We start from the raw sequence: 23,389 nt of genomic DNA on the forward strand, positions 1-23,389 counted from the left end.
CCCCCCCCCCCCCCCCCCCCCCCCCCCCCCCCCCCCCCCCCCCCCCCCCCCCCCCCCCCCCCCCCCCCCCCCCCCCCCCCCCCCCCCCCCCCGCTTCCGCTTCCTTTTCCCGTGCCGTGCGGGCGGGCCCGGGGGCCGGATCAGCCGAGGCCGACCCGGAATCCGACCCCGCGGACGGTGACGATCCAACTGCTCCGGCCCAACTTGTTGCGCAGCGAGTTGACATGGGTGTCCACCGTGCGGCTGGCCTGGTAACCGACCGCAAGCACCGTCGGGATCTCCCATATCTCGGCGAGCAGCCGCTGCCGGGTCACGACCATCTCGGGGTGCCGCGCGAGGTAGTACAGCAGGTCGAACTCCTTGCGGGTCAGCTTCACCGGCTTCTCGTGCACCTGCACCTTGCGCGAGGCCGCGTCGATCCGCAGACCGCCGATCGACACCGTCGTCTTGGGGGTGACCACCGGTCGGCGCGGCTCCCGCCGCCGCATGACGGCCTCCATGCGGGCCGCCAACTCGCGGATCTCGTACGGCTTGTCGATGCAGTCGTCGGCGCCCGCCCGCAGTCCCAGGACCCGGTCCAGCTCGGTGCCGCCGCTGGCGAACGCGATGACGGGGATGTCGCCCGTCTCCCGCATGCTGCGGCAGACGGCCAGGCCGTCGATGTCCGGGAGATCGAGGTCGAGCAGGACGAAGTTCGCCTGCCGGAAGGTCTCCAGAGCCGCGGTTCCGGAATCCACGGTCGTCACCTCATGGCCGTACCGCTCCAGATTGCGGGCCAGGGCCGCGGCTTCGTGCTCCTGCGCCTCCACAACGAGTATGCGCACGGTATCTCCCTTGGAGTTGTACGGACCGAAGGTGGATTCACGGCCGCAAGCTCCATTGCCTGCATAGCTGTTAGGTGGACACATCCATCTAGTGCTGATCCGCGGCGCGGATTCTCAAACCGTTCTCATCGATTCGAGCCAGGGAGTTCATGCGAGGACACACGGACTTCGCGGATCCGCTTCGGAGATATCCGTTCGCGGGAAGGCGCGGTAAACCGTGTCGAATCGTCAGAGGTCAGGGAGCGGTCACCGGCAGGGAGCGGTTCTGCTGGACATCTCGGAACGCGCGCAGGAATGTGTCGACCGCGGCGTCGGCCACGGTGTGGAGTTCGGTGTCCGGTACGGGTCGGGTGCCGAGTTGGGACCGCGCCTCCATGGGGCCCGTGAGTAGAGCGAGGAACTGCTCCGCGGCCTCGACGGGGTCGCAGGGGCGCAGCAGACCGGCCAGGGAGAGCCGGGCCATCCGGTCGGCGAGGGTCTGCCGGAGCCGGTCGGCGCCGCGCCCCCAGACGACTTCGAGCAGTCCGGGGAAGCGGGTGATCTCCGCGTGCAGCAGTCGGCGCAGCGCCCAGGAGCGGGGGTCGCAACACTGGAGCAGCATGCGGTATCCGACCTCCTCCAAGCGGGACCTGACCGGGTCGGAGCCCTCGCCGTCCCCGCTCTCCTCGTCGGCCTCGCCGTTTCGGCCGTTCGCGCCGCCCTCGACCGTCAACTGCTCGGCCAGGGCGAGGTTTCCGTCCATCACCGCGTTCCCCGTCGCCTCCATCGCGGCGTGGAAGAGGTTCTCCTTGTCGCCGAGGTGGTTGTAGACGGTGTGCTTGGCGACGCCCGCCACTTCGGCGATCTCCTCCATGCACGCACCGGCGTACCCCCGCTTGGCGAACACGGCGAAGGCCGCGTCGAGGATCGCCTGACGCTTGTCGATGCGGCCTCGCGAGGCCGTTCGGTTGCCTGATGCCGATGTCGCAGTTCCGCCCACCCTCGCAGCGTACCCGATACGGGCGTTGAGTTACACCGGCCGGTGCAGTTTGTTGCCCACCGACGTTGTCAGCGTCCTGAGTGGTGCCCTAATCTGCACTGGCGAGTGCAATTTGGCTCGCTGTCATCTGACGTGCCGCCATCTGACGCGCGGCCACCTCACGCCACCTCATGCCACTTCACGCCACCGGAGAGACTCATGGCGCATCCGTCGAACGAGGGCCTTGACCCCGCGCTGCGGCGACTGATCGGAGTGATCCTGTTAGGCGGGATCATGGGGATCCTCGACGGCTCGATGATCGCCGTCGCAGCGGACACCCTGGTCAAGGACTTCGACACCTCACTCAGCGCGGTCAGTTGGGTGTCCACGAGCTATCTGCTCGCCCTGACCGTGAGCATCCCGGTCACCACCTGGGCCGTCGACAGGTTCGGCGGCCGACGGCTGTGGCTGCTCGGCCTGGTGATCTTCCTCGCCGGTTCCATCAGTTCCGGACTCGCGTGGAACATCGGCAGCCTGATCGCCTTCCGCGTGCTCCAGGGACTCGGCGCGGGTCTGCTCGACCCGCTGATGCTGACCCTGCTGGCCCGTTCGGCCGGACCCAGCCGGATCGGACGGGTCATGGGCCTCATGGGCGTCGTCGGCTCCAGCGGCCCGGTGTTCGGCCCGGTGATCGGCGGATTCATCCTGCAAGGCGTGTCCTGGCGCTGGATGTTCCTGGTCAACGTCCCGATCGGCCTGCTCGCGCTGGTGCTCGCCCTGCGAGTGATCCCGGACGACAAGCCGACCGGCGAGCAGCCGGTGAGCAAACTCGACACCGTCGGCGTCGCGCTGATCGGCCCGGGCGTCGCGGCCGCCGTGCTGACCTTGTCGCAGTACGCCGAGCGGACCGAGTTCTCCGCCTGGCAGGTGCTCGTCCCGCTGGTCGCCGCGGTCGTGCTGCTCGGCGCCTACGCCGTCCACGCGCTGCGCGAGCGCACCACGCAACCGCTCATCGACCTGCGGCTGTTCGCCTCGCGCAGCTTCTCCGCCAGCGTCACCGTCGGCGCCCTGGTCGGTCTGGCCACCTTCGCCAGCCTGTTCGCGCTGCCGCTGTACTACCAGCAGGTACGCGGCCACGACACCTTCGCGTCCGCCCTGCTGCTCGCTCCGCTCGGTGTGGGGTCGGCCCTGTCGATGCCGCTGACCGGACGGCTGTCCGACAAGGTCGGCTCACGGACCCTGGTGATGTGCGGCGGCGCGGTCGCCACGCTGAGCGCGCTGGCCTTCACCCAGCTCAGCGCGGACACGTCCCAAGTCTGGACGGCCGTGGTCGCGTTCACGATCGGCCTCGGCCTCGGCAGCGTGGGCGCGCCCACCATCGCCTCCCTCTACCGCACGCTCCCGCCGCATCTGGTGCCTCAGGGCAGCACCGTGCTGTACATGCTCAACCAGCTCGGCGCCGCGATCGGCATCGCGCTGGTCGCGCTGCTCGTCCAGAGCGCGGGCAGCGGAGACGCCCTCGGCGGCTTCCGGCACGCATACTGGGGCGTGACCGGCGCGCTCGTCCTCGCCCTGGTCGCCGCGACCCAACTGCCGGGCCGTCCCAAGCCGCAGGAATCCGACGGCGGTACGCCGCAGGAACAGCACGCCGACGTGAACTCCGACGTCACCGCCGACGTCCACTCCCATGCCGACTCCGCGGTCGGCTCCGACATCCGCTCCGCGGAGGCTCCCGCCTCCCTGGCCGCCCAAGGGGACACCCTGTGAAGACCATTGTGATCGCCGGCGGCACCGACGGCATCGGAAAGGCGCTGGCGGCCACCCGGCTCGGCAACGGCGACACCGTCGTCGTCATCGGCCGCAGCGAGGTGAAGGGGAAGGCGTTCCTGGAGACCGCCGCGACCGTCGGCGCCCAGGACCGGGCCTTCTTCATCCCTGCCGACCTCAGCCTGCTGGGCGAGAACGAACGGGTCCTCAAGAAGCTGCGCGCGCGGTTCCCGACGATCGACGCCCTGGTCCTGTGCGCCCGCCACTACCGCACCGAGCGCGCCCTGACGGCCGACGGCATCGAGGAGAACTTCGCGCTGTTCTACCTCAGCCGCTACCTGCTCGGACACGGCCTGGTCGACACGCTGTCCGCCGCCGAACGGCCCGTGGTGGTCAACGTGGCCGGTCCCGGTGCGAGTCTGAGCGTGGTCCGCTGGGACGACCTGGAGCTGCGCCACGGTTACCACGGCGGCGCCGCGCTCGGCCAGGGCGGAAAGCTCAACGACCTGCTCGGCGTCACCTTCGCCGAGCGGTACGGGGACAGCGGCATCCGCTACGTCCTGATCCACCCGGGCGTCACCGCGACGAGCTTCTCCGGCGAGTACGACGATGTGACGCTGCGTCAGATCCTGTCGATGCAGTCGTTCGCCAAGCCGGTGGAGGCCGCCCTCCCGCCGATCGTCGACGCCATCGACGCCCCTCCCGCCGAGCCGTTGAGCGCGTTCGTCGAGGGGCTTCGGATCGGGGTGAAGGACCGGTCCTTCGCGCCGGACGCGGCCGAACGCCTCGACGCGGCCACCGAGCGGATCCTGGAGGAGCACCGGGGGCGGACCGGCGGTCCCGGCGGGAATTGACGGTCTCCAGAAGGTGTCACAAGCGGAATTGATGTTCTTTTCACAATCCTGAGCCGGGATTCCTGGGCGCGGGTCACCGCTGGTCGGAGAATGTTCCGTACCACGCCGTGGCCCGCGCCTTTCGTGGAGCCACCTCATTCCGAGGAGCCGAAGAATGTCCCACGCGTCCACCTCGCGGCCCGTCATCGAGAATCCCCAGAGCGACATCGTGCTCGTCGGCACGGTCCCGACGGAGAGCGGAAAGGCGGCGCAGACCGCGGAAGCCGTCGTCGCCCACTGGCGGTCCGGCGAGTGGCCGCCGGAGCTGCTGTCGCTCACGGTCTACACGAGCAGTGAAGGCGACTCGGTGCTGACCTACGCGCAGTGGTCCGCGGAGGAGCCGCTGCGGCAGTCCCTGAAGGAGGAGGGCAGCCTCTCCGACACGGCGTCCGCCGTCCCCGGCGCCCCGGCGCCCGTGCCCTACCGCCTGTACCGCGCGGTCCGCGGCTCCGGCATCGCCGACCCCGCCCCCGTCGCCGAGTCCTTCCCCGTGGCCTTCTTCGGCGCGGAGAACGACCAGGCCGCCCGCGCCTTCGTGGACGCCCTGTTCGCCGGCGAGGAGGCCACCGAGGGCCAGGACCGCGACTACCCCGGCGGGATATCGGCGAACATGCACATCAGCGTGGACGGCACGAGCGTCCTCAGCTTCTCCGAATGGGTGACGGAGGCCAACGCCGTCGCCCACATCGAAGCCGTCTGGGAGCCGGTCCTGAAGGACCTCGGCGGCACCGGTCTGCTCTACCGGCACTTCAGCACCCTGCTCCCGACCGCCTGAACACCCCACCGGCCGGCCCCCGCCCTCGGGCGGGAGCCGGCCGGTTCCTCATGGCTCAGGACCTCAGCGGCTCATCCGCAGGACCTCGGCGGCTCATCCGGCCGCGCGCGCGTACGCGTGCCAGACGCGAGGCGCGTCGAACAGGTGCACCCGCTCCGACCGCCGCCACCGCGCGGCGGGCACCGACACCACGTCCCCCGGCACCGGCAGATCGGGCCCCGCCGCCGTACGGGCGAAGAGCACGGCGACAAGCGCGGCCAGTTCCTCAGGAGTCGCACAACCGCGCACCACGCGCAGCTGACGAGAATCGATCGAGTCGGTCATCACACATCCTTCTTCGCGCGGTCGGAAAAGTCGAGGCCACACCAGCAGCGGAAATGCGCCGCACCTCAACCTCAAGGTTCCAGGGAAACCGGCCCCCGCTCAAGACACCCCGATTCAGGACTCCGTCAGATTCCACAAGTCCTCGCCAGCCGAATTCAGCGACCGCCAGCCGAATGTCAGATCCCCTTGACCCGGCCCGCCTTCCGCGCCGCGGGGACGGAGCGTCAGGCGAAGGACGGCCAGCGATGGCCGGCCCAGTGGCGCCAGTCCGTCCAGCCGGGCGGTGGGCCGGTCGGCCGGTCGGGCGGATAAAGCGGTGGCCGCCCGGCCGCCCGACCGCCCGGGCGGTCCCCGTCGAACCGGCGCACCCGCTCCCGGACCTGGAATGATCGGGCCATGCGCGCCGCCCGGCTCCTCTCGCTCATCCTCCTGTTGCAGAACCGGGGGAGGCTGACGGCCGGTGAGCTGGCGCAGGAGCTGGACGTCTCCGTGCGGACCGTCTACCGGGACATCGACTCGCTGAGCGCCGCGGGCATTCCGGTGTACGGGGACGCCGGGCACGGCGGGGGATACCAGCTGCTCGGCGGGTACCGGACCCGGCTGACCGGGCTGCATGTCGACGAGGCGGAGTCGCTGTTCCTGGCCGGTCTGCCGGGCGCGGCCGACGACTTGGGCCTGGGGGAGGTGCTGGCGGCGGCGGAGCTGAAGCTGACCGCGGCCCTGCCGCCACCGCTGCGGGACCGGGCCGGGCGGATCCGTGAGCGGTTCCACCTCGACGCGCTCGGCTGGTACCGGGAACAGGACTCCCCGTCCGCTCTCGTACCGCTCGCCGACGCGGTGTGGAATCAGCGGCGGATCCGGGTGCGCTACCGCCGCTGGACCGCGCCGCAAGAGGTCGAGCGAGACCTCGACCCGTACGGCTTGGTCCTCAAGGCGGGGGTCTGGTACCTCGTCGCCGCGGTGGACGGCGCGGTGCGCACGTACCGGGTGTCCTCGATCCTCCGCCTGGACGTCGGGACGACCGGCTTCGAGCGGCCGGACGGGTTCGACCTGGCCGCTCACTGGCAGCAGTACCTCGCCGTCTACGACGCCCGCAGGCTGCGGCTTCAGGGCTCCGTACGGATCGCTCCCGCGCTGCTGTCCGCGCTGCCGGACCGCCTGGACGCGGCTCTGGTCCGCGCGGTGGAGACCTCGGCGGGGCCGCCGGACGCGGACGGCTGGGTGACGGCGACGGTGCCGCTGGAATCGGTCGAGCTGGCGGTGCCCGTGCTGCTGTCGCTGGGCCCGGACATCGAGGTGCTCGGCCCCGAGGAGCTGCGCCGCGCGATCGCGGAGCGGGCGGCGGCCGTGCTCGACCGGTACCGGCCGGCGGACTCGCCCGGCCGGGCGGGGGCCGACGAGCGCAGCAGCACTCCGGCGGACAGGGTCGCCAGCAGGGCGAGAGCGGCGAGGACCCCGAAGCCGTAGCGCGTGTCGGTGCTGTCGGTGACCTTCCCGACCAGGAACATCACCGCGACCGTGGCCGCCAGCCCGCCGCCGTTCGCCAGCCCGAAGACCCTGCCCACCGAGGCGTCGTCGGCCGAGGTCATCAGCATGGTCCGCGAGGCGATCCGGGCCTGCCCGAAGAAGAACGCGCCCACCGGCACTCCGACGAGATAGCCGGCGATCCCGAACTGGCTCTGGAGTACCAGGCCCACGGCGCAGAGCAGGAAGCCCACGACGGCGATGCGGAGGTCGGGACTGCGTCTGCTGACGATCCGGTACGCGCCGGCCGCCGCCAGGAAGCCGAGGCAGCCGAGGGCGTCCACCACGCCGAACGTCCCCGCCCCCAGGTGGAGTTCACCGATGACCGCGGTGGGCAGCAGGGCGTTGAAGACCGTGACGACCACGCTTCCCTGGGCGTAGAGCAGGATGAAGTGCCGCATCCGCATCCGCATCGGTGTCCGCGTCGGCGTACGCGCCGCCACCGGCGCCGACTCCCCGGCGGCGGTGGCCGTCGGCGCCCGTTCCGGGCGACGCCCCACCGCGGCCACGCACAGCGCCGAGACGGCGAAGGTCCCGGCGTTGAACACCAGCAGCGGCACGGCGCCGAACGCCTGGACGGACAGCCCGCCGACCGTCGCCGACAGCAGCATCCCCGCCTGGGTCCCCATCTCGTAGCGGGCGTTGAACCGCCGCAGCCGGTCCGCCGGGACCCGTTCCTTGATCAGCGCGGAGCTGGCGGGGAAGAACAGCGCGCCGACCACGGCGAGCGCCAGGTTGGCGCCGTAGATCCCGGCTCCCGGAGAGCCGCCGCAGACCAGCCAGAGCGGCAGGGCCAGGGCCAGCGCCGCACTGGAGAGATCGCAGCCGATCCACAGGGCCCGCCGGTCGAAGCGGTCCGCCAGCCGCCCGAAGAAGGGTGACAGCAACGCCTGCGGCCCGGCGACGGCGATGAAGAGCCAGCCGACGGCCATCATGGTGCGCTGTTCCCTGATCATGAGCAGCGCACCGACGATGAGCTGGACGTTGTTGCCGAGAGCGGTGGCGAAGGCAGCGGGTACGAGCAGCCGCTCGGCCCGCCGGGAGTGCCGACTGAGGATCATGGCACCACTGTCCGGCGCTTCACTGACATCCTGTGTCAGTGAAGTCTCTCCGCCCGGTGACGTCTTCGCACCGCCCCCGAGCGGCCGGGTCGCCCGCTACCGCCGCTTGACGGTGTAGGTCAGGTGGGTCACCCGGGACGACGCGTCCGTGCGGGTCTGGTCGAGGGCGAGACGGTCGGGGTCCACGCGCTCGAACAGGCGGATGCCGGTGCCGAACAGCACGGGCGCGAGGGTGATCGAGAACTCGTCGACCAGGCCGGCGTCCAGGTACTGCTGGATCGTCTCGGCGCCGCCGGAGATACGGATGTCGCGGTCGCCCGCGGCCTCGCGGGCCCGGTCGAGCGCGCTGGAGATGCCGTCGTTGACGAAGTGGAAGGTCGTGCCGCCCGGCCGCTCCCACGGGTCACGCTCGACGTGGGTCACGACGAACACCGGGGTGTGGAACGGCGCCTCCTGGGGCCACGCCAGCTCTCCGGCGTCGAACATCCGCTTGCCCATGACGCTCACGCCGGTGCGCTCGTACGTCGCCCGGGCGATGTCGTTGTCGATCCCCTCCTCGCCGCCCTCGCCGAGCTTGAGATTCTCGCGGAACCACCGCTGCGGGAAGATCCACGCCTGGAGCTCCGACCACTTCGCCATCCAGCGCCGGACGCCGGGGTCGCTCTGGCCTTCGGGCGAGAAGACGTCCTCGACGGGCACGGCGTCCGGCGCCATGAAGCCGTCGAGCGACATCGTCACACTGAAGAACACCTTGCCTGCCATCAGTCGTCCGCTCCCTTCGACGCGGTCCCGTTCCCGGTGAGTTCGGCGACGTAGACCGCCAGATTGCGCAGCGTCTGCTCGCCGCCCTCGACCGCGTGGTACTTCTCCGCCGCCTCGTCGCGCAGCTCCCTGGTCGGGAACACCGTGCGCATCACGAGCCGGGTCTCCTCCTCCGCCGGTTCGAAGGTCAGGACCGACTCGAAGGTGTGGGGGTCGTCGCGGGACTCGCCGTGCAGCAGCGCGATCCGCCGCGACGGGACGATCTCGGTATAGGTGATCCACTCCTGGTAGTCGGTCCCGTCCGGCCCGTGCATCACGAAGTCCCAGACCCCGCCGACGCGGAAGTCGAAGGACCGCGTCGTCGTCGTGAACCCTTCGGGGCCCCACCACCGCGAAAGGTGCCGGACCCGTGTGAACGCCTCGAACACCAGCTCCCGTGGGGCGCCGATGGTCCGGGAGACCACGATCTCGCGGTCCGCCGCCGCCTGGTCGCCGCTATTGGTTGTTGTCATCCGGTGGTTCCTCCTGCCTTGCCTGTTTCAGATCTCGTACGTACGTGTCCAGCCGGTCGAAGGTCCCGTTCCAGAACTCCTCGAAGCCGCCCGTCCACTCATGGATCGGCCGCAGCCCGCGGGCGTCCAGTCCGTAGAGCCGCTGCTTGCCCGCGCCGCGGACCCGCACCAGCCCGACCTCGCGGAGCACCCGCAGGTGCTTGGACGCCTGCGGCTGGGTCATCCCCAGCTCCCGCGCCAGCTCGGTCACGGGCCGCTCGCCGCCCCGCAGCAGCGCCAGGATCTCCCGCCGCTGCGGCTCGGCGATCGCGTTGAACGCGTCCGAGGTCGTCGCCGCTCGTGCCATGACTCCATCGTATGCCTATATCGGCATGCGTCAACCGCGGCATGCCGCTCCTGAGGTTCCGCGCCCTCGGTGCGGGCCGCTCGTCCTGGCCGCCGCGCCCGCCGGGCGGCTCGGTACCCTCGGCGGAGGGAGACGGCCCCTGGAGGCGCTGGTGGGACTGCGGGAACGGATCGCGAGGGAACTCACCGCGACCATGCACGGCGGGGACCTCGAACTGGGACGGTACGCGGCGCCGCCCGGTGATCCCGGACTGTTCGGGATCGCGCCTGGGGACCCGGTGTGGCGGGTGCACGGGCACGCCACCGGGATGCTCACCGGCGGATTCGCCGCGCTCATGCTCCAGTCGCTGCATCCGCTGGCCATGGCGGGGGTCGACGACCACTCCGACTTCCGCGCCGATCCGGTCGGACGGCTGAACGGCACCGTACGGTTCATCACCACGACCACCTTCGGCTCCTCGGCCGCCGCCCGCGAGGTGATCGACCTCGTCCGGCGGATCCACACCCGCGTGCACGGCACCGCCCCCGACGGCCGCCCGTACCGCGCTGACGACCCCGATCTGCTCACCTGGGTGCACACCGCCGAGGTACGCAGCTTCCTCGCCGGCCACCAGACCTACGCGCCCCGGCCGCTGCGGCTGACTCCCGCCGAGTGCGACGCCTACTACCGCCAAGCCGCCCCCGTGGCCGAGGCGTTGGGCGCGCGGAACATACCGCGCACATCCCTCGAAGCCGAGCGCTACCTGGCCCGCCAGCGCCCCCAACTCCACGCCACCGCAGCCGCGTTGGACTCGGTACGGTTCCTGCGCCGCTTCGGACGCACACGACGGGAGCGGCTGGTCGTCGGCCGGCTCATGAACGCCTCGGTCGGACTCCTCCCCGGCTGGGCCCGTACCGAATTGGGCGTTCACCGCCCGGCCGCCGTCCGCACCGGCTGGGACCGGCCCCTCGCGACGGCCGTGGGCCGCACCATCGAATGGGGGCTCGGGCCCTCCCAGATCCAGGCCGCCGCGCGAGGACGGCTGGCGCAGGCGCCACAGGGATGACGGGGGCGCGGACCGGACAGCGGCCGACGTACGGGCCTCACGATCCGGGGGCGCGCCACCCGCGTGGGATCATCGGTCCATGAGCAGCGACCTGGAAGTGAGCGCTCTGGCGATCAACGTGACGATCCCGCGGGAGCTCCGCTGGACGGACACCCGACGCGGCGAGGAGTTCACGCTGACCACACTCAACGTCCGGCTGCTCCCGGACGGTCGACTCGCCGCCAAGGCATACGGCCGGCCGGTCGGCGGCGGCAGGGGCGCCTACGTCTCCTTCCCCGTCCCCGACAGACCCGAACTCGCCGCCCTGGTCGACGCCGCCGCCGGCCGGGCCGGGGCGCTGTGGGCCGCCCATCGCGGTCTTGGCTGAACCCGTTTCGCCGCGAGGGGGAGAGGGCTCGCAGGGGAGCGCGGCCCGAGACGCCGATCGATGCCAGGTCTGCTCCGTGACGAGGCCGTTCTGGGGTAGCAGACGGCTATGACGACAGGCGTGACCATTGGGGTCGAAGAGGAATTCCTGCTGCTCGACCGCAGGACCGCATTGCCGGCGCCACGCGTCGGCCAGCTCCGGATCGCGGCGGAGCGCGAGCCCGACCTGGGGAGCGAGGAGGTCGACACCGAGCTTCTGCAGTCCCAGGTGGAGGTCGCGACCCCGGTCTGCTCCGACCTGGACGAGGTCGCCGCGCATCTCACACGGTTCCGGAAGTCGCTGAGCGCCGCGGCGCGCAGCGTGGACTGCCGCCTGGCGGCGACGGGCGGCGCACCCCTCATGGCCGAGGCGTCGGTGCCGGTGACCGGTGAGCAGCGGTACCGGGACATGCGGGTGGACGCGGCGCGACTGGTCGACGAGCAGTTGATCTGCGGTATGCACATCCATGTCGCCGTGCCCGACCGCCAGGCCGGGGCCGCCGCGCTGGGCCGGATCCGTCCCTGGCTGCCGCTTCTGGTCGCGCTGGGAGCCAACTCCCCGTTCTGGGACGGGCGGGACACCGGCTTCGCCAGCTGGCGCACCGTGATCTTCGGCCGCTGGCCGGTCAGCGGATCGCCGCCGTTCTTCTCCGGCGCCTCCCATTACGAGGAGCGGGTCGACGCCCTGCTGGGCACCGGGGTGATCGCCGACCGGCACCAGCTCTACTGGCACGCCCGGCTCTCCGACGAGTACCCGACGCTGGAGGTCCGCGCCCCCGACGTCCAGCTCGACGTCGACAGCGCGATCACCCTCGCCGGGCTCGCCCGCGGCCTGGTGGTCACCGCACTGCGCGAGGGCAGCGTCGGCGGCCGTCCCCTCGACCCGCCGGCCAGCGTCCTCCAGGCCGCGGGCTGGCACTCCGCCCGCCACGGCCTGACCGCCAACCTGGTCGACCCCCGCACCAATGAGCCGTCCCAGGCCGCCGACGTGCTCGGCGCCCTCCTGGACTGCGTCACCCCAGCCCTGAAGGAACTCGACGACCTCGACCGGGTGACCTCCGGCGTGCGACGACTCCTCGACAAGGGCACCGGCGCCGCACGCCAGCGCGCCGCCCTCGCGCACGGCAGCACCGAGGAACTCCTCGACCTGATAGCACCCGAGCCCGTCGATCCGGCGGACGGTGACGACGCCCGCCAGCCGGAAGCGCCCGTCATCGCCCGGGCGGGACGCCCGTAGGGCATGGAATCGGCGCCGGCTCCCGGCGACGAGCGGCAGCCGCGCGCCGATTCCCCGCTACGCCCCGGACGACCCGCTGAGGCGACTCGCGAGCAGAAGCGTCGCGGCCACGGACTTCACGGGGATGTCGCCGAGCTTCTGGCAGAGGGTCATCGCCTGTCGCAGCGCGAGGTCGGCTTCCGCGGGGTGTCCGGAGGCCAGGAGGTGTGAGCCGAGGTTGGTCAGGACGATCGCCTCGCGCTCGCTGTCGCCGTGTTCACGGAAGACGGCGAGCGCCCGGCGAAAGGCCGCTGTGGCGTCCGCCTCCTGACCGGTCTTGGACAGGGCCAGGCCCAGGCGGTTCTGCGATTCCGCTTCGCCCGCGCGCGCACCGGCTTTCCGGCTGAGCGCGATGGCCTGCCGGAGGTGGTCGGCCGCCTCTTCGTAGCGCCGCGCCGCGAGCAGTGTCGCGCCGAGGCTGTCCAGGAGGACGGCCTGATTCGGTTCGTCGTCCTCTTCGCGCCGTACGGCGAGCGCCCGGCGGAGGGTCTTCTCGGCTTCGTCGTACCGGCCGAGCCAGTGGAGGGCCGCGCCGTGCGCGGCGAGCCGTCGGCGTTCGTTCGAGGCGCTGCCGGTCTCCTCGGCGCAGGCGGCGGCTTCCTCCAGCGCCCGTAGGGCCTGCGCGAACCGGCCCACGCGCACCAGGGCCTCGCCGATGTCCCCCTGGATCTCGCCTTCGACGCGGCGGTCGCCGATGTCGCGGAAGATCGAGACCGCCTGCTCCAGGGCCTCGATGCCCTGCTCCTCCCGTCCGTTCCGGCCGTGGACGAGACCGAGGAAGCCCAGTATTCTCCCCTCCCCGAAGCGGTCGCCGCTCTCCCGGCAGATGAGCAGGCCCTTGCGGAGGGCCGCGACGGCCTCGTCGTCCTGTCCCGTCCGGGTCAGACACGCGCTGTCAACGACGACGGCTCTGCCCTCGGCGGCGCGGTCGCCGGTCCTCCGGTGGATGGCCAGCGCCCGCTGGTTCGCCTCCTCCGCTTCCGCCGCGCGCCCCGTATGGGCCAGGGCGAGCGCCAGATACGTCAGCGCCGACGCCTCGTTGTCATCGGCGCCGGCTTCCCGGAAGAGCGAGGCGGCCGTCCGGAACGGTTCGACGGCCTCCTGCTCCCGCCCCGGCAGCAGTACGGACAGCCCCAGAAGATGCTGTGCCCAGCCCTCCGCCGCCCGGTCACCGGTCCATCGGCAGACCGGCAGGGCGACGGCCGCCAGAAGGGTCATCTCCTCGAAGTGGAGGCGCAGGGAGCAGAATTCGGCGAGGCAGTACGAGAGGGCGACGGGCACGGCGGGGTGGCCGAGTCCCGTGGCGAAGGCGGCGGCACAGATCAGGTTGGCGAATTCGTCCTCCAGCCAGGACAGTGCCTGCGCGCGATCCCGGACCAGGGGCGCGGGCGACGGTACGGGGCCCTTGAGGTGTGCGTCGGCCGCGACCGCGGTCCGTACGTAGTAGTCCATCAGCCGGGCCAGCGCCGCCTGCGCCTGATCCGCGTCGGCGCGCGCCGCGCCGCGTTCGTCCGCGTAGAGGCGTACGAGACCGTGCATGCGCCAGCGGCCCCAGGTGCGCGCGGGTTCGATGAGGTGGGCGCGGGCGAGGTCGCGCAGCATGACCTCCGCGGTCGTCTCGTCGGCGCCGCACAGGTGGGCCGCCGCGCTGGTGCCGATGTCGGGGCCGCTGTTGAGGGGGAGCAGCCGGAAGAGCCTGGCGCACGCGGGGGAGACCTGTTCGAGGTGCTGGTGGGAGAGGTCGAACGCGGCCCGTACCGCCCGGTCCTCGCGGGTGAGGTGGTCCAGGCGGCGCTGGGCGTCGGCCAGTGCCTGGGCGAGGGACGCGAGCGGGCGGCCGGGGGTGTCGGCGAGGAGCGCCGAGCAGATCCGCAGGGCGAGGGGTAATCGCCCGCAGTATTCGGCGATGCGCAGGGCGTCGTCGGGTTCGTCGGCGACGCGGGTGTCGTGCGGGCCGCGGGCCTGCCGCAGGACATTGCGGATCAGGTCCACCGAGGCGTCGGCGGCGAGAACGTCGAGTTCGCACAGGCGGGCGCCGACGTCGAGGGTGTGGCGTGAGGTGACCAGGGCCGCGTTGCGGCCGTCGCCGGGAAGCAGCGGGAGCACCTCGTCGGCGCTCGAGGCGTTGTCGATGACGACCAGGACCCGGCGGCCGTGTTCCGCGCAGGCGGCCAGCACCGACCGGTACAGCGCGACGCGGGCCCGCGGATCGGCGGGAATGTCCGCGTCGGCGATGCCGAGAGCGCTCAGCCATGGGCCGAGGACCCGTTCGGGGAGCAGACGCAGGTCCCGGTCGTAGCCGAGGAGATCGGCGAAGAGGACACCGCCGGGGAACCAGCCGGGTTCTGCGGTCGCCTGCGCGGCGGCCTGGAGGACGAGCTCCGTCTTGCCGACGCCCGCCAGCCCGGTGACCACGGCGGCGACGGGTCCGTCGTGCCGCTCGGTCCGTGGCCGCAACAGGTCCAGCAGCTCGGCGAGTTGCTTGTCCCGGCCGGTGAAGTTCGCGGCGCGGACCGGCAGTCCTGACCCGGCCAGGGGAGTCTCGCGCGGCACCTGCACGGTGATGTCCCGGCCCTGGAACACGGCGCTGAAGAACGTACCGCCGTGCACGTGGTTGGCGACGTCGCTCGCCGAACCGGCTGCGGAGGCGGGGTCATTGGGCTCATCCCGGCTCCCGCGCCGCCAATCGTCCACGCCCGCGCGGAAGTCCGGATCGACGGCGGCGCGCTCCGCGAGTGCGACGCTGAGCGCCTGCGCGCGTCGCAGGTCACCCGGCGCCCGCTCCAGCGCCCGCAGCTCCGCCGACGCCGAGCTGACCGGGAGCGGTGAAGCCGGTCGCTCCGGGACGGGGCTGCTGACGAGTTCGCCCAGCTCCCGCCAGGCAGCCCGCGCCTCGTCCCGCCTGGCCGACAACTCCGCCAGCCGTCGCGCCGAGATCACCTCCACACGCGCCCCGCCCCGGTCACCGCGTCCGCCGTTGCTACGCGTCGGAGGGCCGGCGGAGTGTGTACCAGGCCGCTCCCGCCAGGGCGGCGGCGGTCACGGCGAGGGCCGCGTGCGGCAGGAACCGTCCCGGCCGGCTGGCCTTACGGTAGGCCAGCACGGCGCCGTTGGACTGCCAGCTCAGCGCGGAGCGATTCGACTGGCCCGACAGCAGCGAGCCGGCCGACTGGAACGAGCCGATGGACGTCGCGGACATCACCGATCCGAGCGACCCGATGGACAGGACCGACGCCACCGAACCGATCGACAGGACCGACCCGGCCGAGGCGATGGACAGCACCGAATCCGTGCACCCGATGGACAGCAGCGAGTTGTGTGACCCTGTCGGCCAGCGTGAGGACATACGGACACTGTCTCACCCCGCACCCTGTCGCGCCCCGCATTCCCGGCCGCGAGACAGCCCCCGGCAGCTTCGGCGCCGCACCGCTCACAGAGCCGTGACGACGCCCCCGCCCGGCCCCGCGCCGGATCGATCGGCCCGGTCACCGGCCATGTGCGAGCGTGCTAACCCACCGCGTAGGCGCGGTAGTTCGCCGAGCCGGGGCCCGCGGCGCGGTTCTTCAAGGTGGCGGACCGTTGATAGGTCGCGGACGAGTGGGGGGCCGAGACGGGCGGCCGGTCGGGGGTGAGCTGCTCCGCGGCCTCGAGCGCCGTGATGATCGTGGAGACGAACACCGGCAGGTCGTCCGGCAGCGGTGACGTGATGAGATTCCCGTCGACCACGATCGGCTCGACGACGTAGTCGGCCCCGGCGTGGATCAGGTCGTCACGGATCGGCGCGACCGAGGTGACGCGGCGGCCCGAGACGATTTCGGCGGAGGCGAGCAGCCATCCCGCGTGGCAGATCGCCGCGACGATCCTTCCCTGCCGGTCCACTTCACGGACGAGCGCGACGATGTTCTTGTCGCGTCGCAGGTATTCGGGCGAGAACCCGCCGGGGACGACGAGCGCGTCGATGTCCTCGGCCACCAGGTCCGCGACGTTGACCTCGGCTCGGGCCGGATAGCCGATCTTGCTCGCGTAGACCGCGTCCGTGGCCGGTCCCGCGATGACGACCTGGGCACCCGCCTCGCGGAGCCGGAGCACCGGGTACCACAACTCGAGTTCCTGGTAGAGGTTCTCGACAAGGACGACGACTCGGGCGTCTTGAATTCTCATGTGCTTCCCTCTTGGGCGACGGATCGATTGCGGGGCGGCTCAGACGTCGATCGCGAAGATCCGCCGCGGGTTGTGGATCATGAGCGCGTCGAGCTGCTCGTCGGTGACGCCCTTGGACTTCAGGCGCGGGACGAAGCTGGTGAACATGTAGCCGAGGTCGACCTTCTCGTTGAGCAACTGGGGGTCGGACTCGGTCACCCCGGCGCGCGGATTGAAGAACCAGCGGTCGAACGAGATGACCACGTTGTCCAGGTATCCCTCGTCGATGAGCGTCACCAGGGCGTTCGCCATGGCTTCGTCCAGTTCCTCGGCGCTGCCGACGCGCCAGGGGATGCCGACGTGGTCGAGCTGGACGTTGGCGCCCATGGCGAGGATCTCGCGCATCATCTCGACCTGCGGGGGGACGAAGGCGTGGCCGATGATGACCTTCGCCAGGTCCATGCCCTCCTCCGCGAGGATCTCCAGTTGCTCGCGGCCGGGGTTGGTCACCTCGAAGTCCATGGGGTCGATGTGGGTGTTGATGGCGCAGCCCACCTGCGTCGCCGCCCGCGCCGCGGCGCGGATCACCCGGTCCTCCACCTCGTGGATGTGCCGGCCGTTCGGGCCGAGCGGGCTCGGCTTCGGCGTGACGCTCTCCTGGCCGGTCGCGATCTTGATGGCACCGGCCCGGTAGGGGGTCTGCTGCCAGGCGAAGACCATTCCCTCGGTGAGGTCCTTGACGAAGAACTCGGTCAGCTCCTCGACGGTCTGGCGCCGCCAGTAGTACGGCACACCCATCCGCTCGGGGAAGAAGCCCGTGATGGCGACGACGTTCATGCCCGTCTGCTTGGCCACGTCGACCATGAACTGCGGGTGGCGGCCTACCTCGGGCGGGGTCATGTCGACGATGGTCCCGTAGCCGTACCCGTCCATCCCGCGCTGGACCTGGCCCGCGACGAAGTCGACCGCGGCGCTGTAGTCCAGCACGGTGCGGTGGTCCAGCTCCGCTCCGGGGTAGCCGTAGAGCAGGTGCTCGTGGCTGAGGATCTTGCCCGAGTTCTCCGCGGGCACGTCACCGAGGACTGTTCGTAGAATCTTCAACGTTTCTGCCTCCTGCTCTCGAATGCGGTCGTCGTCACTTCTGGGACCAGCGGCTGAACAGCTCCCGGTACAGCTCGGGCATGCCGTCGGCGTCCGGCGCGGTCAGCCAGTTCGGGCTGGTGAAGCCGGGGCCCAGCAGCGAACGCACGAGGTCGGTGCCGGTTCCGCTGGAGACCAGGTGGCCGTGCCGGACGGAGAAGTCGCCGATCAGGGCGCGCTGACCGGCCGAGGCGACCGGTACCGCGCCCACGCCGCCCGGCACCACCAGGGCGTCGATGGTCAGCCCCGCCAGTTGGTCGACGGTCGAGGTCGGGACGACGGGGTAGCCGAGGTGGCTCTCGCAACCCTCCGGGTCCGACGTGACCAGGTGCAGGTCGGCGCCGGCCTCCCGCGCGCGGAACACCGGATACCAGAACTCGACCTCCTGGTACCCGGGGAACGACAAGACGACGACTGTCCGGGACTGGGGCATACGACTTTCCTTCGGGTTGCACACGGCAAATGAACCTGGCTGGTTGTCTTACAGGTTGAGTATGCGGGATATGTTCAAGGTTCCGCAAGGTTTGTGACCCGAGGTGGGGGAGTGTCCGCGGGGTATCCGGCGGGCTGGTGATTGCGCTCGACCCCCTGACTGGCGCAGACTAGGGTCCGTGGAAGAGCAGCCAGACAGTCTGTCAATACCGGTCCGGGAGCGGCAGTCGCGCAAGCTCGTGGCGATGAAGCGGGTGGCACGGCACAGCGCTGTCGATGTCGTACGCAATCAGCTCGTCGAGCTCATCGAGCGCGGCGAGATTCCCGTGGGGGACTGGCTGCCCTCCGAGGCGGAGATGTCGCGCGCGTTCGGGGTCAGCCGGCCCGCCCTGCGCGAAGCCCTGGGCAGCCTGCGGGCGTTCGGCTACATCGAGTCCCAGACCGGCCGGGGTTCGATGGTGGTCTCCAACCGGGCTTCCAGCTCACTGACGTTGAGCCAGTACTCCTCGACCGATCTCAACGAGGTGCGCCGCCACCTGGAGGTGCCGACGGCCAAGCTGGCCGCGACCCGCCGGTCCGAGGAGGAACTCGCGGTCATCGTGGAGGCCTGCGAGGCGTACGCGGTGGAGGCGGACCCGGAGATCAGGGTCCGGCTGGACAGTGAACTGCACATCGGGATCGCGTCCGCGACGGGCAACCCCCTCTTCCCTCGGCTGATCAAGGACATCCGGTCGATCCTCGAGGAGCAGTCCCTGGCGCTCTCCGTGTCCGCCGAGCGCTGGCGGCACTCCACGGAGGAGCACTTCGCCATCTGCCGGGCGATCCGCGACCGCGACCCGGACCGCGCCTCCGAGGCGATGGTCGCCCACCTGCGCGCCGTCGAGGACGCGGTCAGCATGCTGCAACGACCGGAAACTCCGCTGTCGTCGAACTGAGGTGACCGCGGCGCCACGAGAGTGGCGTCGTCGCGGTCGTGAGGGCCGGAACGCCCCGAAGGGGCGTACGGTCGGCTCGCACTCCACGTTCTAGCTGTCTGACAGGTCAGCCCGGACGTCGTCACGGGACCCGGCTCGCCGTCTGTCGCGGAGCCGAGCCGAGCCGTGCCGCGCGTTGGTGCGCGCCGCCGCGCCGCCCTCCGGCATGCGTCCCATGCCCCATGCCCCATGCCCCGTGTGCCCGTTACCCCGTGTCCGGGTACGCGTCGGCGCGCGCACCGCCGCGACCTGTGACGCGCCTGCTCCCCGCCGCGTCGCCGTGCTACATTTCAACCTGTCAGACTGCCTGACCTTTGGGGGAAATGTGGGTGACTCGGAAGTGATCGGGATCATCGCGGACGACATCACCGGCGGGTCGGACGTGGCCGCGGCGCTCAGCGCGGCGGGCAGACGGACGGTCCAGGTGGTGGGCGTGCCCGGCCCCGACCTCGAACTGCCGCCGCATGACGCCGTCGTCGTCTCGCTCAAAACGCGCAGTGTGCCGCCGGAAGAAGCGGTCGCCGAATCGCTGGCGGCACTGCGCCGACTGCGGGACCTCGGGGCGCGCCGGATCGGCTTCAAGGTCTGCTCGACGTTCGACTCCACGCCTCGCGGCAACATCGGACCCGTCGGACTCGCCCTCGCGGACGCGCTGGACAGCGGGATCACGCTGGTCTGCCCGGCCGCACCGGCCAACGGCAGGACCGTCTACCAGGGAAACCTGTTCGTCCACGACCTGCCGCTGGCGGAGTCCTCGCTGGCCCGGCACCCCCTCAATCCGATGACCGACTCCAACCTCGTACGGCTGCTGACCGCCCAGACCACCGCCGCGGTCGGTCTCGTGGATCACTCCCTCGTACGGTCCGGCGCCCCGGCCGTACGCGCCCGGCTGGCGGACCTGCGCGCGGCCGGTGTGCGTTTCGCGGTCGCGGACGCGATCTGCCGTGACGACCTGCTCGTCCTCGCGGACGCCATCGGTGACGCGGCCTTCTGGATCGGGGCGAACGGTCTGCACGCGGCGGCCGGGGCGGCGGCTCAGGACAGCGCGACCTCGCACAGCGCGGTCCCGGCCGACGCGGTCGGGCCCGGCCCCGGCGACTTCGCGGACACCCTCGCGGGACCCACCTTCATCGTCGCGGGCAGCTGCTCGGACGCCACTCGCGGCCAGATCGCCGCTTTCCGCGAGAGCGGCCCGGCCATCGCCCTCGACCTCGCACGGGTACGGGACGACGCGGGGTACGCGGCCGAAGTCGTCGCGCGTGCGCTGACCTTGCTGTCGGAGTCGCCTGCGGTGCTGGTCCACAGCGCGGCGGACGCCCGCCAGCCGACCGAAGAAGCCGAGGCCGAAGCCGGGGCCGGAACCGGGGCCGGCTCGACCGACCTGGGCTCCGCCATCGAGACCTTCCTCGCCGAACTGGCCGCCGGAGCGGTCGACGGCGGGATACGGCGTCTGGTCGTCGCCGGAGGCGAGACCTCCGGCGCGGTGCTGCAACGGCTCGGCGTACGGGCCCTCCAACTGGGCGGCCCCATCGATCCGGGCGTGCCCTGGATGCGTTCGCTCGGCCCGACCGAGCTGGCACTCGCGTTGAAGTCCGGCAACTTCGGCGGACCGGACTTCTTCCTCAAGGCCGTGGCCCGATGACGCCGACAGCCGCGGGTGACCTGGTCGCGTACGCCAAGCTCCTGTCCGACCGCGGGCTCGCGCACGGCCGTACCGGAAACCTGAGCGTGCGTACGGCGGACGGCGTGCTGGTCACCCCGACCGGCTCGGCGCTCGGCTCGCTGACCGAGGACGGCCTCGCGCACGTCGACGAGCGGGGCGCCCGGTTGTCCGGCCCGCCGCCGACCAAGGAACTCCTGCTGCACCTGGCGGTGTACCGCGCCCGCCCCGAACTGCGCGCCGTCGTCCACCTCCATTCCCCCTGCGCCGTCGCGGTCTCGCTGCTGCGGGACACCGATCCGTCCGACGCGATCCCCCCGCTCACCCCCTATTACGTGATGCGGGTCGGCTCCCTCCCGGTCGTGCCGTACTTCCGGCCCGGGGACCCGGCCATGGCCGAGGCGGTCCGCCCGCTGCTCACGCGGTCCCACTGCCTGCTGCTGGCCCACCACGGCACGCTCGCCGGAGGCGGCACGCTCGCCGACGCGGCGGAGGCGGCCGAGGAGATCGAGGCGACCGCCAGATTGTGGCTGGCCGTCCGGTCCCATGACATATCCACTCTGACCAGCGACCAGATCGGTGCCCTGCGTCCGGCCGACCCGAACAGGTGACCCATGTCCGACCGTCCTGTCATCACCATGATCCACACCGTGACCACACTGCCCCCGGTCTTCACCGCCCTGGCCGCCGAGTCGCTCCCCCACGAGATCGAGCTGCGCCACATCGTGGACGACAGCCTCCTCTCGGTGACCCGCGCGGAGGGAGGAGTACGCGCCGGAACCGCCCGGCGCCTGCTCGGGCATGTCTGGTCGGCGGCCGACGCGGGCGCCGACTTCGTACTGGTCACCTGCTCGTCGCTCGGCGAGGCGGTGGAGCTGACCAGGCCCTTCAGCACGGTCCCGGTGCTGCGGATCGACGAGCGGATGGCCGAGGAAGCCGTACGGAGCGGTCCGCGGATCGGGGTGATCGCGACCCTCGGCACGACGCTGGCCCCGACCGCGAATCTGATCCGCCGGGCGGCCGAACAGGCCGAGGCGCCGATCGAACTGGTCGAGACGCTGTGCGTGGGCGCCTTCGAGGCACAGGCGGCCGGCGACCCCGCCGCCCACGACACGCTGGTCCGTGACGCGCTGGGCGAGCTGATCCCCCGGTGCGACGTCATCGTGCTCGCTCAGGCGTCGATGAGCCGCATCGTCGCGGAACTCGACGAAGCCCCGCGGATTCCCGTACTGGCCAGTCCCCGGTCTGCGCTTGAAGCGCTCGCCGACCGGCTGCGCCAGTCGTGACGGGTACGGCCGAGGACCGGGAGGCGAGCCCGGCCACGCGTATCCGGGCGCGGTGGCTGTACGGGGGAGCGGGCGTCGCGCGACGGGGCGCGGCGATCCTGGTCCGCGGCGACAGGATCGCCGCGGTCGGTCCCGACGCCGATGTTCCGCACACCGGCGGTCCCGAGCTGACGTTCGAGGCGGCGACGGTACTTCCCGGCCTGATCGACGCGCACACCCACCTCCTTCTCCCGTACGGCCGGGATCTGACGCGGGTGGACAGCGGTTCCGCCGCCGCGACGGCCACCGCGCGCGCCGTCGCCGCCCGTCTGCTGGGCAGGGGCGTCACCACCGTCCGCGATCTCGGCTCACCCGGGACCGACGGCCAGGCCCTGCGGGACGCGATCGGCGCGCGCCCCGCGGACGGTCCCACCGTCGTGGCCGCGGGCCGCCCGATCACCTCACCCGACGGCCACTTCCGCTCGTTCGGCATCACCGTCGAGGGGGCCGCCGAGGCGGCCGGGGCGGTGCGGCTGCTGCACGACGAGGGAGCCGACCTCGTCAAGATCGCGGTGACCGGTGGTTCGCTGACCCCTGGCACCGATATGAGCAGGGCGTATCTGGGGCGGTCCGAGATGGCCGCGATCGTGGCCGCCGCGCACGCCCGCGGCATGCGGGTCGCCGCCCACGCGCACGGCACCGAGGGGATCGAGATCGCGCTCGCCGCCGGGGTCGACACGATCGAGCACTGCACCTGGCTCGATGCCCGCGGCCGGATTCAGGCGCCGCCACCCGAGCTGCTGCGCGCCCTGTGCGACCGGAGGCAGTCGGTCGTTCTCGCCGGTCCGATCGAGCCGGCGATCGCCGATCTGCTGAACACGCCAGTGCCGTCCGGCGCGGATTCACCGATGGCGCCCGGCCTGGAGCGGCGGCTGCGGATCTGGCGGAACGGACGGACGCTCGTCCGCGCGGGCGTGCCGGTGGCCCTGGGATCGGACTCGATCTACGGGCAGTTCCCCGACTGCCGCGACCTGACGGTCAGGGCGCGCGCGATGGTCGCGTTCGCCGGATGGCGACCGGCGGAGGCGCTGGCGGCGCTGACCTCCGGAGGCGCCCATGCCCTCGGCCGCGCCGGTGAGGTGGGCACGATCGCGCCCGGCGCGTACGCCGACCTCCTGGTCGTCGCGGGAAACCCGACCGAGTCGATCGGCGACCTCGACCGGGTCGTCGCGGTGTTCAAGCGAGGCCGCCGGGTGGCGCGGGACGCCCCCGTGAACGGCTGACGTTTTTCTCCGCCCAAGAACGC

23 protein-coding genes and 1 pseudogene are annotated in these 23,389 nt (G+C 71.7%); 12 read left to right on the forward strand and 12 right to left on the reverse strand.

Annotated elements, in window-relative coordinates; translation table 11 throughout:
• Nucleotides 1–140: 140 nt before the first annotated feature.
• Together ACZ37P_RS31175 and ACZ37P_RS31180 are read right to left on the reverse strand one after the other, a co-directional pair.
• Nucleotides 141–824 (reverse strand): response regulator transcription factor, encoded by a 684-nt coding sequence (locus tag ACZ37P_RS31175; protein WP_355335441.1) that lies wholly within the window; start codon nucleotides 822–824, stop codon nucleotides 141–143.
• Nucleotides 825–1,059: 235 nt separating this feature from the next.
• Nucleotides 1,060–1,803, reverse strand: a complete 744-nt coding sequence (locus ACZ37P_RS31180; protein WP_355335438.1) for a TetR/AcrR family transcriptional regulator — start codon at nucleotides 1,801–1,803, stop codon at nucleotides 1,060–1,062.
• A gap of 198 nt (nucleotides 1,804–2,001) precedes the next feature.
• Here ACZ37P_RS31180 and ACZ37P_RS31185 point away from each other — a divergent pair, with 198 nt between their 5' ends.
• From ACZ37P_RS31185 to ACZ37P_RS31195, 3 genes are all read left to right on the forward strand, one after another.
• Nucleotides 2,002–3,549, forward strand: coding sequence for an MDR family MFS transporter (locus ACZ37P_RS31185; RefSeq protein WP_467349668.1), 1,548 nt, complete (start codon nucleotides 2,002–2,004; stop codon nucleotides 3,547–3,549).
• Nucleotides 3,546–4,403: an SDR family NAD(P)-dependent oxidoreductase gene (locus tag ACZ37P_RS31190; protein ID WP_401719987.1), complete on the forward strand. Its 858-nt coding sequence runs from the start codon at nucleotides 3,546–3,548 to the stop codon at nucleotides 4,401–4,403. The genes ACZ37P_RS31185 and ACZ37P_RS31190 overlap by 4 nt, the downstream gene beginning before the upstream one ends.
• Nucleotides 4,404–4,557: 154 nt before the next feature.
• Nucleotides 4,558–5,217: a hypothetical protein gene (locus ACZ37P_RS31195; protein WP_355335430.1), complete on the forward strand. Its 660-nt coding sequence runs from the start codon at nucleotides 4,558–4,560 to the stop codon at nucleotides 5,215–5,217.
• Between the two features lie 93 nt (nucleotides 5,218–5,310).
• On the opposite strand, the gene ACZ37P_RS31200 is transcribed toward ACZ37P_RS31195, so the two are convergent.
• Nucleotides 5,311–5,541 carry an acyl-CoA carboxylase subunit epsilon gene (locus ACZ37P_RS31200; protein ID WP_355335427.1) on the reverse strand — a complete coding sequence of 77 codons (231 nt, stop codon included), beginning with the start codon at nucleotides 5,539–5,541 and terminating at the stop codon, nucleotides 5,311–5,313.
• 396 nt (nucleotides 5,542–5,937) lie between these two features.
• Here ACZ37P_RS31200 and ACZ37P_RS31205 point away from each other — a divergent pair, with 396 nt between their 5' ends.
• On the forward strand, nucleotides 5,938–7,008 hold the full coding sequence (locus tag ACZ37P_RS31205) for a helix-turn-helix transcriptional regulator (RefSeq protein ID WP_467349672.1): 1,071 nt from the start codon (nucleotides 5,938–5,940) through the stop codon (nucleotides 7,006–7,008).
• Here the strand turns inward: ACZ37P_RS31205 and ACZ37P_RS31210 are convergent.
• The 4 genes and pseudogenes from ACZ37P_RS31210 to ACZ37P_RS31225 all read right to left on the reverse strand — a co-directional run.
• Nucleotides 6,960–8,126: pseudogene (locus tag ACZ37P_RS31210) on the reverse strand (MFS transporter); the annotation flags it as partial. The gene ACZ37P_RS31205 and the pseudogene ACZ37P_RS31210 overlap by 49 nt on opposite strands.
• A 96-nt stretch (nucleotides 8,127–8,222) precedes the next feature.
• Nucleotides 8,223–8,888: a dihydrofolate reductase family protein gene (locus ACZ37P_RS31215; RefSeq protein ID WP_391048199.1), complete on the reverse strand. Its 666-nt coding sequence runs from the start codon at nucleotides 8,886–8,888 to the stop codon at nucleotides 8,223–8,225.
• A complete protein-coding gene (locus ACZ37P_RS31220; protein ID WP_467349674.1) occupies nucleotides 8,888–9,400 on the reverse strand; it encodes an SRPBCC family protein in 513 nt (170 codons plus the stop codon). The genes ACZ37P_RS31215 and ACZ37P_RS31220 overlap by 1 nt, the downstream gene beginning before the upstream one ends.
• Complete coding sequence (locus ACZ37P_RS31225) at nucleotides 9,384–9,746, reverse strand: ArsR/SmtB family transcription factor (RefSeq protein WP_467349676.1); 363 nt, start codon at nucleotides 9,744–9,746, stop codon at nucleotides 9,384–9,386. Before ACZ37P_RS31225 ends, ACZ37P_RS31220 begins: the two co-directional genes overlap by 17 nt.
• A 151-nt stretch (nucleotides 9,747–9,897) precedes the next feature.
• On the opposite strand from ACZ37P_RS31225, the gene ACZ37P_RS31230 reads away from it, so the two are divergent.
• From ACZ37P_RS31230 to ACZ37P_RS31240, 3 genes are all read left to right on the forward strand, one after another.
• Complete coding sequence (locus tag ACZ37P_RS31230) at nucleotides 9,898–10,791, forward strand: oxygenase MpaB family protein (protein ID WP_467349678.1); 894 nt, start codon at nucleotides 9,898–9,900, stop codon at nucleotides 10,789–10,791.
• Between the two features lie 79 nt (nucleotides 10,792–10,870).
• The gene (locus tag ACZ37P_RS31235) at nucleotides 10,871–11,158 is read left to right on the forward strand and encodes a hypothetical protein (protein ID WP_355335413.1); all 288 of its coding nucleotides are present in this window, start codon (nucleotides 10,871–10,873) and stop codon (nucleotides 11,156–11,158) included.
• Nucleotides 11,159–11,278: 120 nt separating this feature from the next.
• Complete coding sequence (locus tag ACZ37P_RS31240) at nucleotides 11,279–12,433, forward strand: carboxylate-amine ligase (RefSeq protein WP_467349680.1); 1,155 nt, start codon at nucleotides 11,279–11,281, stop codon at nucleotides 12,431–12,433.
• Nucleotides 12,434–12,490: 57 nt separating this feature from the next.
• Here ACZ37P_RS31240 and ACZ37P_RS31245 read toward each other — a convergent pair whose 3' ends face one another.
• The 5 genes from ACZ37P_RS31245 to ACZ37P_RS31265 all read right to left on the reverse strand — a co-directional run bounded on the left by ACZ37P_RS31245 (nucleotide 12,491) and on the right by ACZ37P_RS31265 (nucleotide 18,185).
• Nucleotides 12,491–15,418, reverse strand: coding sequence for a tetratricopeptide repeat protein (locus ACZ37P_RS31245; RefSeq protein WP_467349682.1), 2,928 nt, complete (start codon nucleotides 15,416–15,418; stop codon nucleotides 12,491–12,493).
• A 34-nt stretch (nucleotides 15,419–15,452) separates the two neighbouring features.
• The gene (locus tag ACZ37P_RS31250) at nucleotides 15,453–15,818 is read right to left on the reverse strand and encodes a hypothetical protein (RefSeq protein ID WP_355335405.1); all 366 of its coding nucleotides are present in this window, start codon (nucleotides 15,816–15,818) and stop codon (nucleotides 15,453–15,455) included.
• Nucleotides 15,819–15,979: 161 nt separating this feature from the next.
• Nucleotides 15,980–16,633 (reverse strand): type 1 glutamine amidotransferase domain-containing protein, encoded by a 654-nt coding sequence (locus ACZ37P_RS31255; RefSeq protein ID WP_355335403.1) that lies wholly within the window; start codon nucleotides 16,631–16,633, stop codon nucleotides 15,980–15,982.
• A gap of 39 nt (nucleotides 16,634–16,672) precedes the next feature.
• Nucleotides 16,673–17,713, reverse strand: coding sequence for a phosphotriesterase family protein (locus tag ACZ37P_RS31260; RefSeq protein ID WP_355335400.1), 1,041 nt, complete (start codon nucleotides 17,711–17,713; stop codon nucleotides 16,673–16,675).
• Between the two features lie 34 nt (nucleotides 17,714–17,747).
• Nucleotides 17,748–18,185: a DJ-1/PfpI family protein gene (locus ACZ37P_RS31265; RefSeq protein ID WP_467349685.1), complete on the reverse strand. Its 438-nt coding sequence runs from the start codon at nucleotides 18,183–18,185 to the stop codon at nucleotides 17,748–17,750.
• Between the two features lie 178 nt (nucleotides 18,186–18,363).
• Between ACZ37P_RS31265 and ACZ37P_RS31270 the strand changes: the two genes are divergently transcribed.
• The 5 genes from ACZ37P_RS31270 (at nucleotide 18,364) to ACZ37P_RS31290 (ending at nucleotide 23,366) form a co-directional block, all read left to right on the forward strand.
• Nucleotides 18,364–19,119, forward strand: coding sequence for a FadR/GntR family transcriptional regulator (locus ACZ37P_RS31270; protein WP_391048182.1), 756 nt, complete (start codon nucleotides 18,364–18,366; stop codon nucleotides 19,117–19,119).
• Between the two features lie 364 nt (nucleotides 19,120–19,483).
• Nucleotides 19,484–20,800: a 3-oxo-tetronate kinase gene (otnK, locus tag ACZ37P_RS31275; protein ID WP_467349687.1), complete on the forward strand. Its 1,317-nt coding sequence runs from the start codon at nucleotides 19,484–19,486 to the stop codon at nucleotides 20,798–20,800.
• On the forward strand, nucleotides 20,797–21,429 hold the full coding sequence (locus ACZ37P_RS31280; protein WP_401307880.1) for a class II aldolase/adducin family protein: 633 nt from the start codon (nucleotides 20,797–20,799) through the stop codon (nucleotides 21,427–21,429). Before otnK ends, ACZ37P_RS31280 begins: the two co-directional genes overlap by 4 nt.
• 3 nt (nucleotides 21,430–21,432) lie before the next feature.
• Nucleotides 21,433–22,104 carry an aspartate/glutamate racemase family protein gene (locus ACZ37P_RS31285; RefSeq protein WP_401307878.1) on the forward strand — a complete coding sequence of 224 codons (672 nt, stop codon included), beginning with the start codon at nucleotides 21,433–21,435 and terminating at the stop codon, nucleotides 22,102–22,104.
• Nucleotides 22,101–23,366: an amidohydrolase family protein gene (locus ACZ37P_RS31290; RefSeq protein WP_467349690.1), complete on the forward strand. Its 1,266-nt coding sequence runs from the start codon at nucleotides 22,101–22,103 to the stop codon at nucleotides 23,364–23,366. The genes ACZ37P_RS31285 and ACZ37P_RS31290 overlap by 4 nt, the downstream gene beginning before the upstream one ends.
• Nucleotides 23,367–23,389: the final 23 nt, after the last annotated feature.

Source organism: Streptomyces sp. NPDC024632 (genome assembly GCF_055559175.1).

Excerpts from the sequence above, each read along its gene's own strand:
- ACZ37P_RS31200 (WP_355335427.1), bottom strand. The coding sequence starts at position 5,541 with ATGACCGACTCGATCGATTCTCGTCAGCTGCGCGTGGTGCGCGGTTGT.
- ACZ37P_RS31265 (WP_467349685.1), bottom strand. The coding sequence starts at position 18,185 with ATGCCCCAGTCCCGGACAGTCGTCGTCTTGTCGTTCCCCGGGTACCAG.
- ACZ37P_RS31195 (WP_355335430.1), top strand. The coding sequence starts at position 4,558 with ATGTCCCACGCGTCCACCTCGCGGCCCGTCATCGAGAATCCCCAGAGC.
- ACZ37P_RS31255 (WP_355335403.1), bottom strand. The coding sequence starts at position 16,633 with ATGAGAATTCAAGACGCCCGAGTCGTCGTCCTTGTCGAGAACCTCTAC.
- ACZ37P_RS31250 (WP_355335405.1), bottom strand. The coding sequence starts at position 15,818 with ATGTCCTCACGCTGGCCGACAGGGTCACACAACTCGCTGCTGTCCATC.
- ACZ37P_RS31215 (WP_391048199.1), bottom strand. The coding sequence starts at position 8,888 with ATGGCAGGCAAGGTGTTCTTCAGTGTGACGATGTCGCTCGACGGCTTC.
- ACZ37P_RS31220 (WP_467349674.1), bottom strand. The coding sequence starts at position 9,400 with ATGACAACAACCAATAGCGGCGACCAGGCGGCGGCGGACCGCGAGATC.
- ACZ37P_RS31225 (WP_467349676.1), bottom strand. The coding sequence starts at position 9,746 with ATGGCACGAGCGGCGACGACCTCGGACGCGTTCAACGCGATCGCCGAG.
- ACZ37P_RS31280 (WP_401307880.1), top strand. The coding sequence starts at position 20,797 with ATGACGCCGACAGCCGCGGGTGACCTGGTCGCGTACGCCAAGCTCCTG.
- ACZ37P_RS31235 (WP_355335413.1), top strand. The coding sequence starts at position 10,871 with ATGAGCAGCGACCTGGAAGTGAGCGCTCTGGCGATCAACGTGACGATC.
- ACZ37P_RS31285 (WP_401307878.1), top strand. The coding sequence starts at position 21,433 with ATGTCCGACCGTCCTGTCATCACCATGATCCACACCGTGACCACACTG.
- ACZ37P_RS31185 (WP_467349668.1), top strand. The coding sequence starts at position 2,002 with ATGGCGCATCCGTCGAACGAGGGCCTTGACCCCGCGCTGCGGCGACTG.
- ACZ37P_RS31205 (WP_467349672.1), top strand. The coding sequence starts at position 5,938 with ATGCGCGCCGCCCGGCTCCTCTCGCTCATCCTCCTGTTGCAGAACCGG.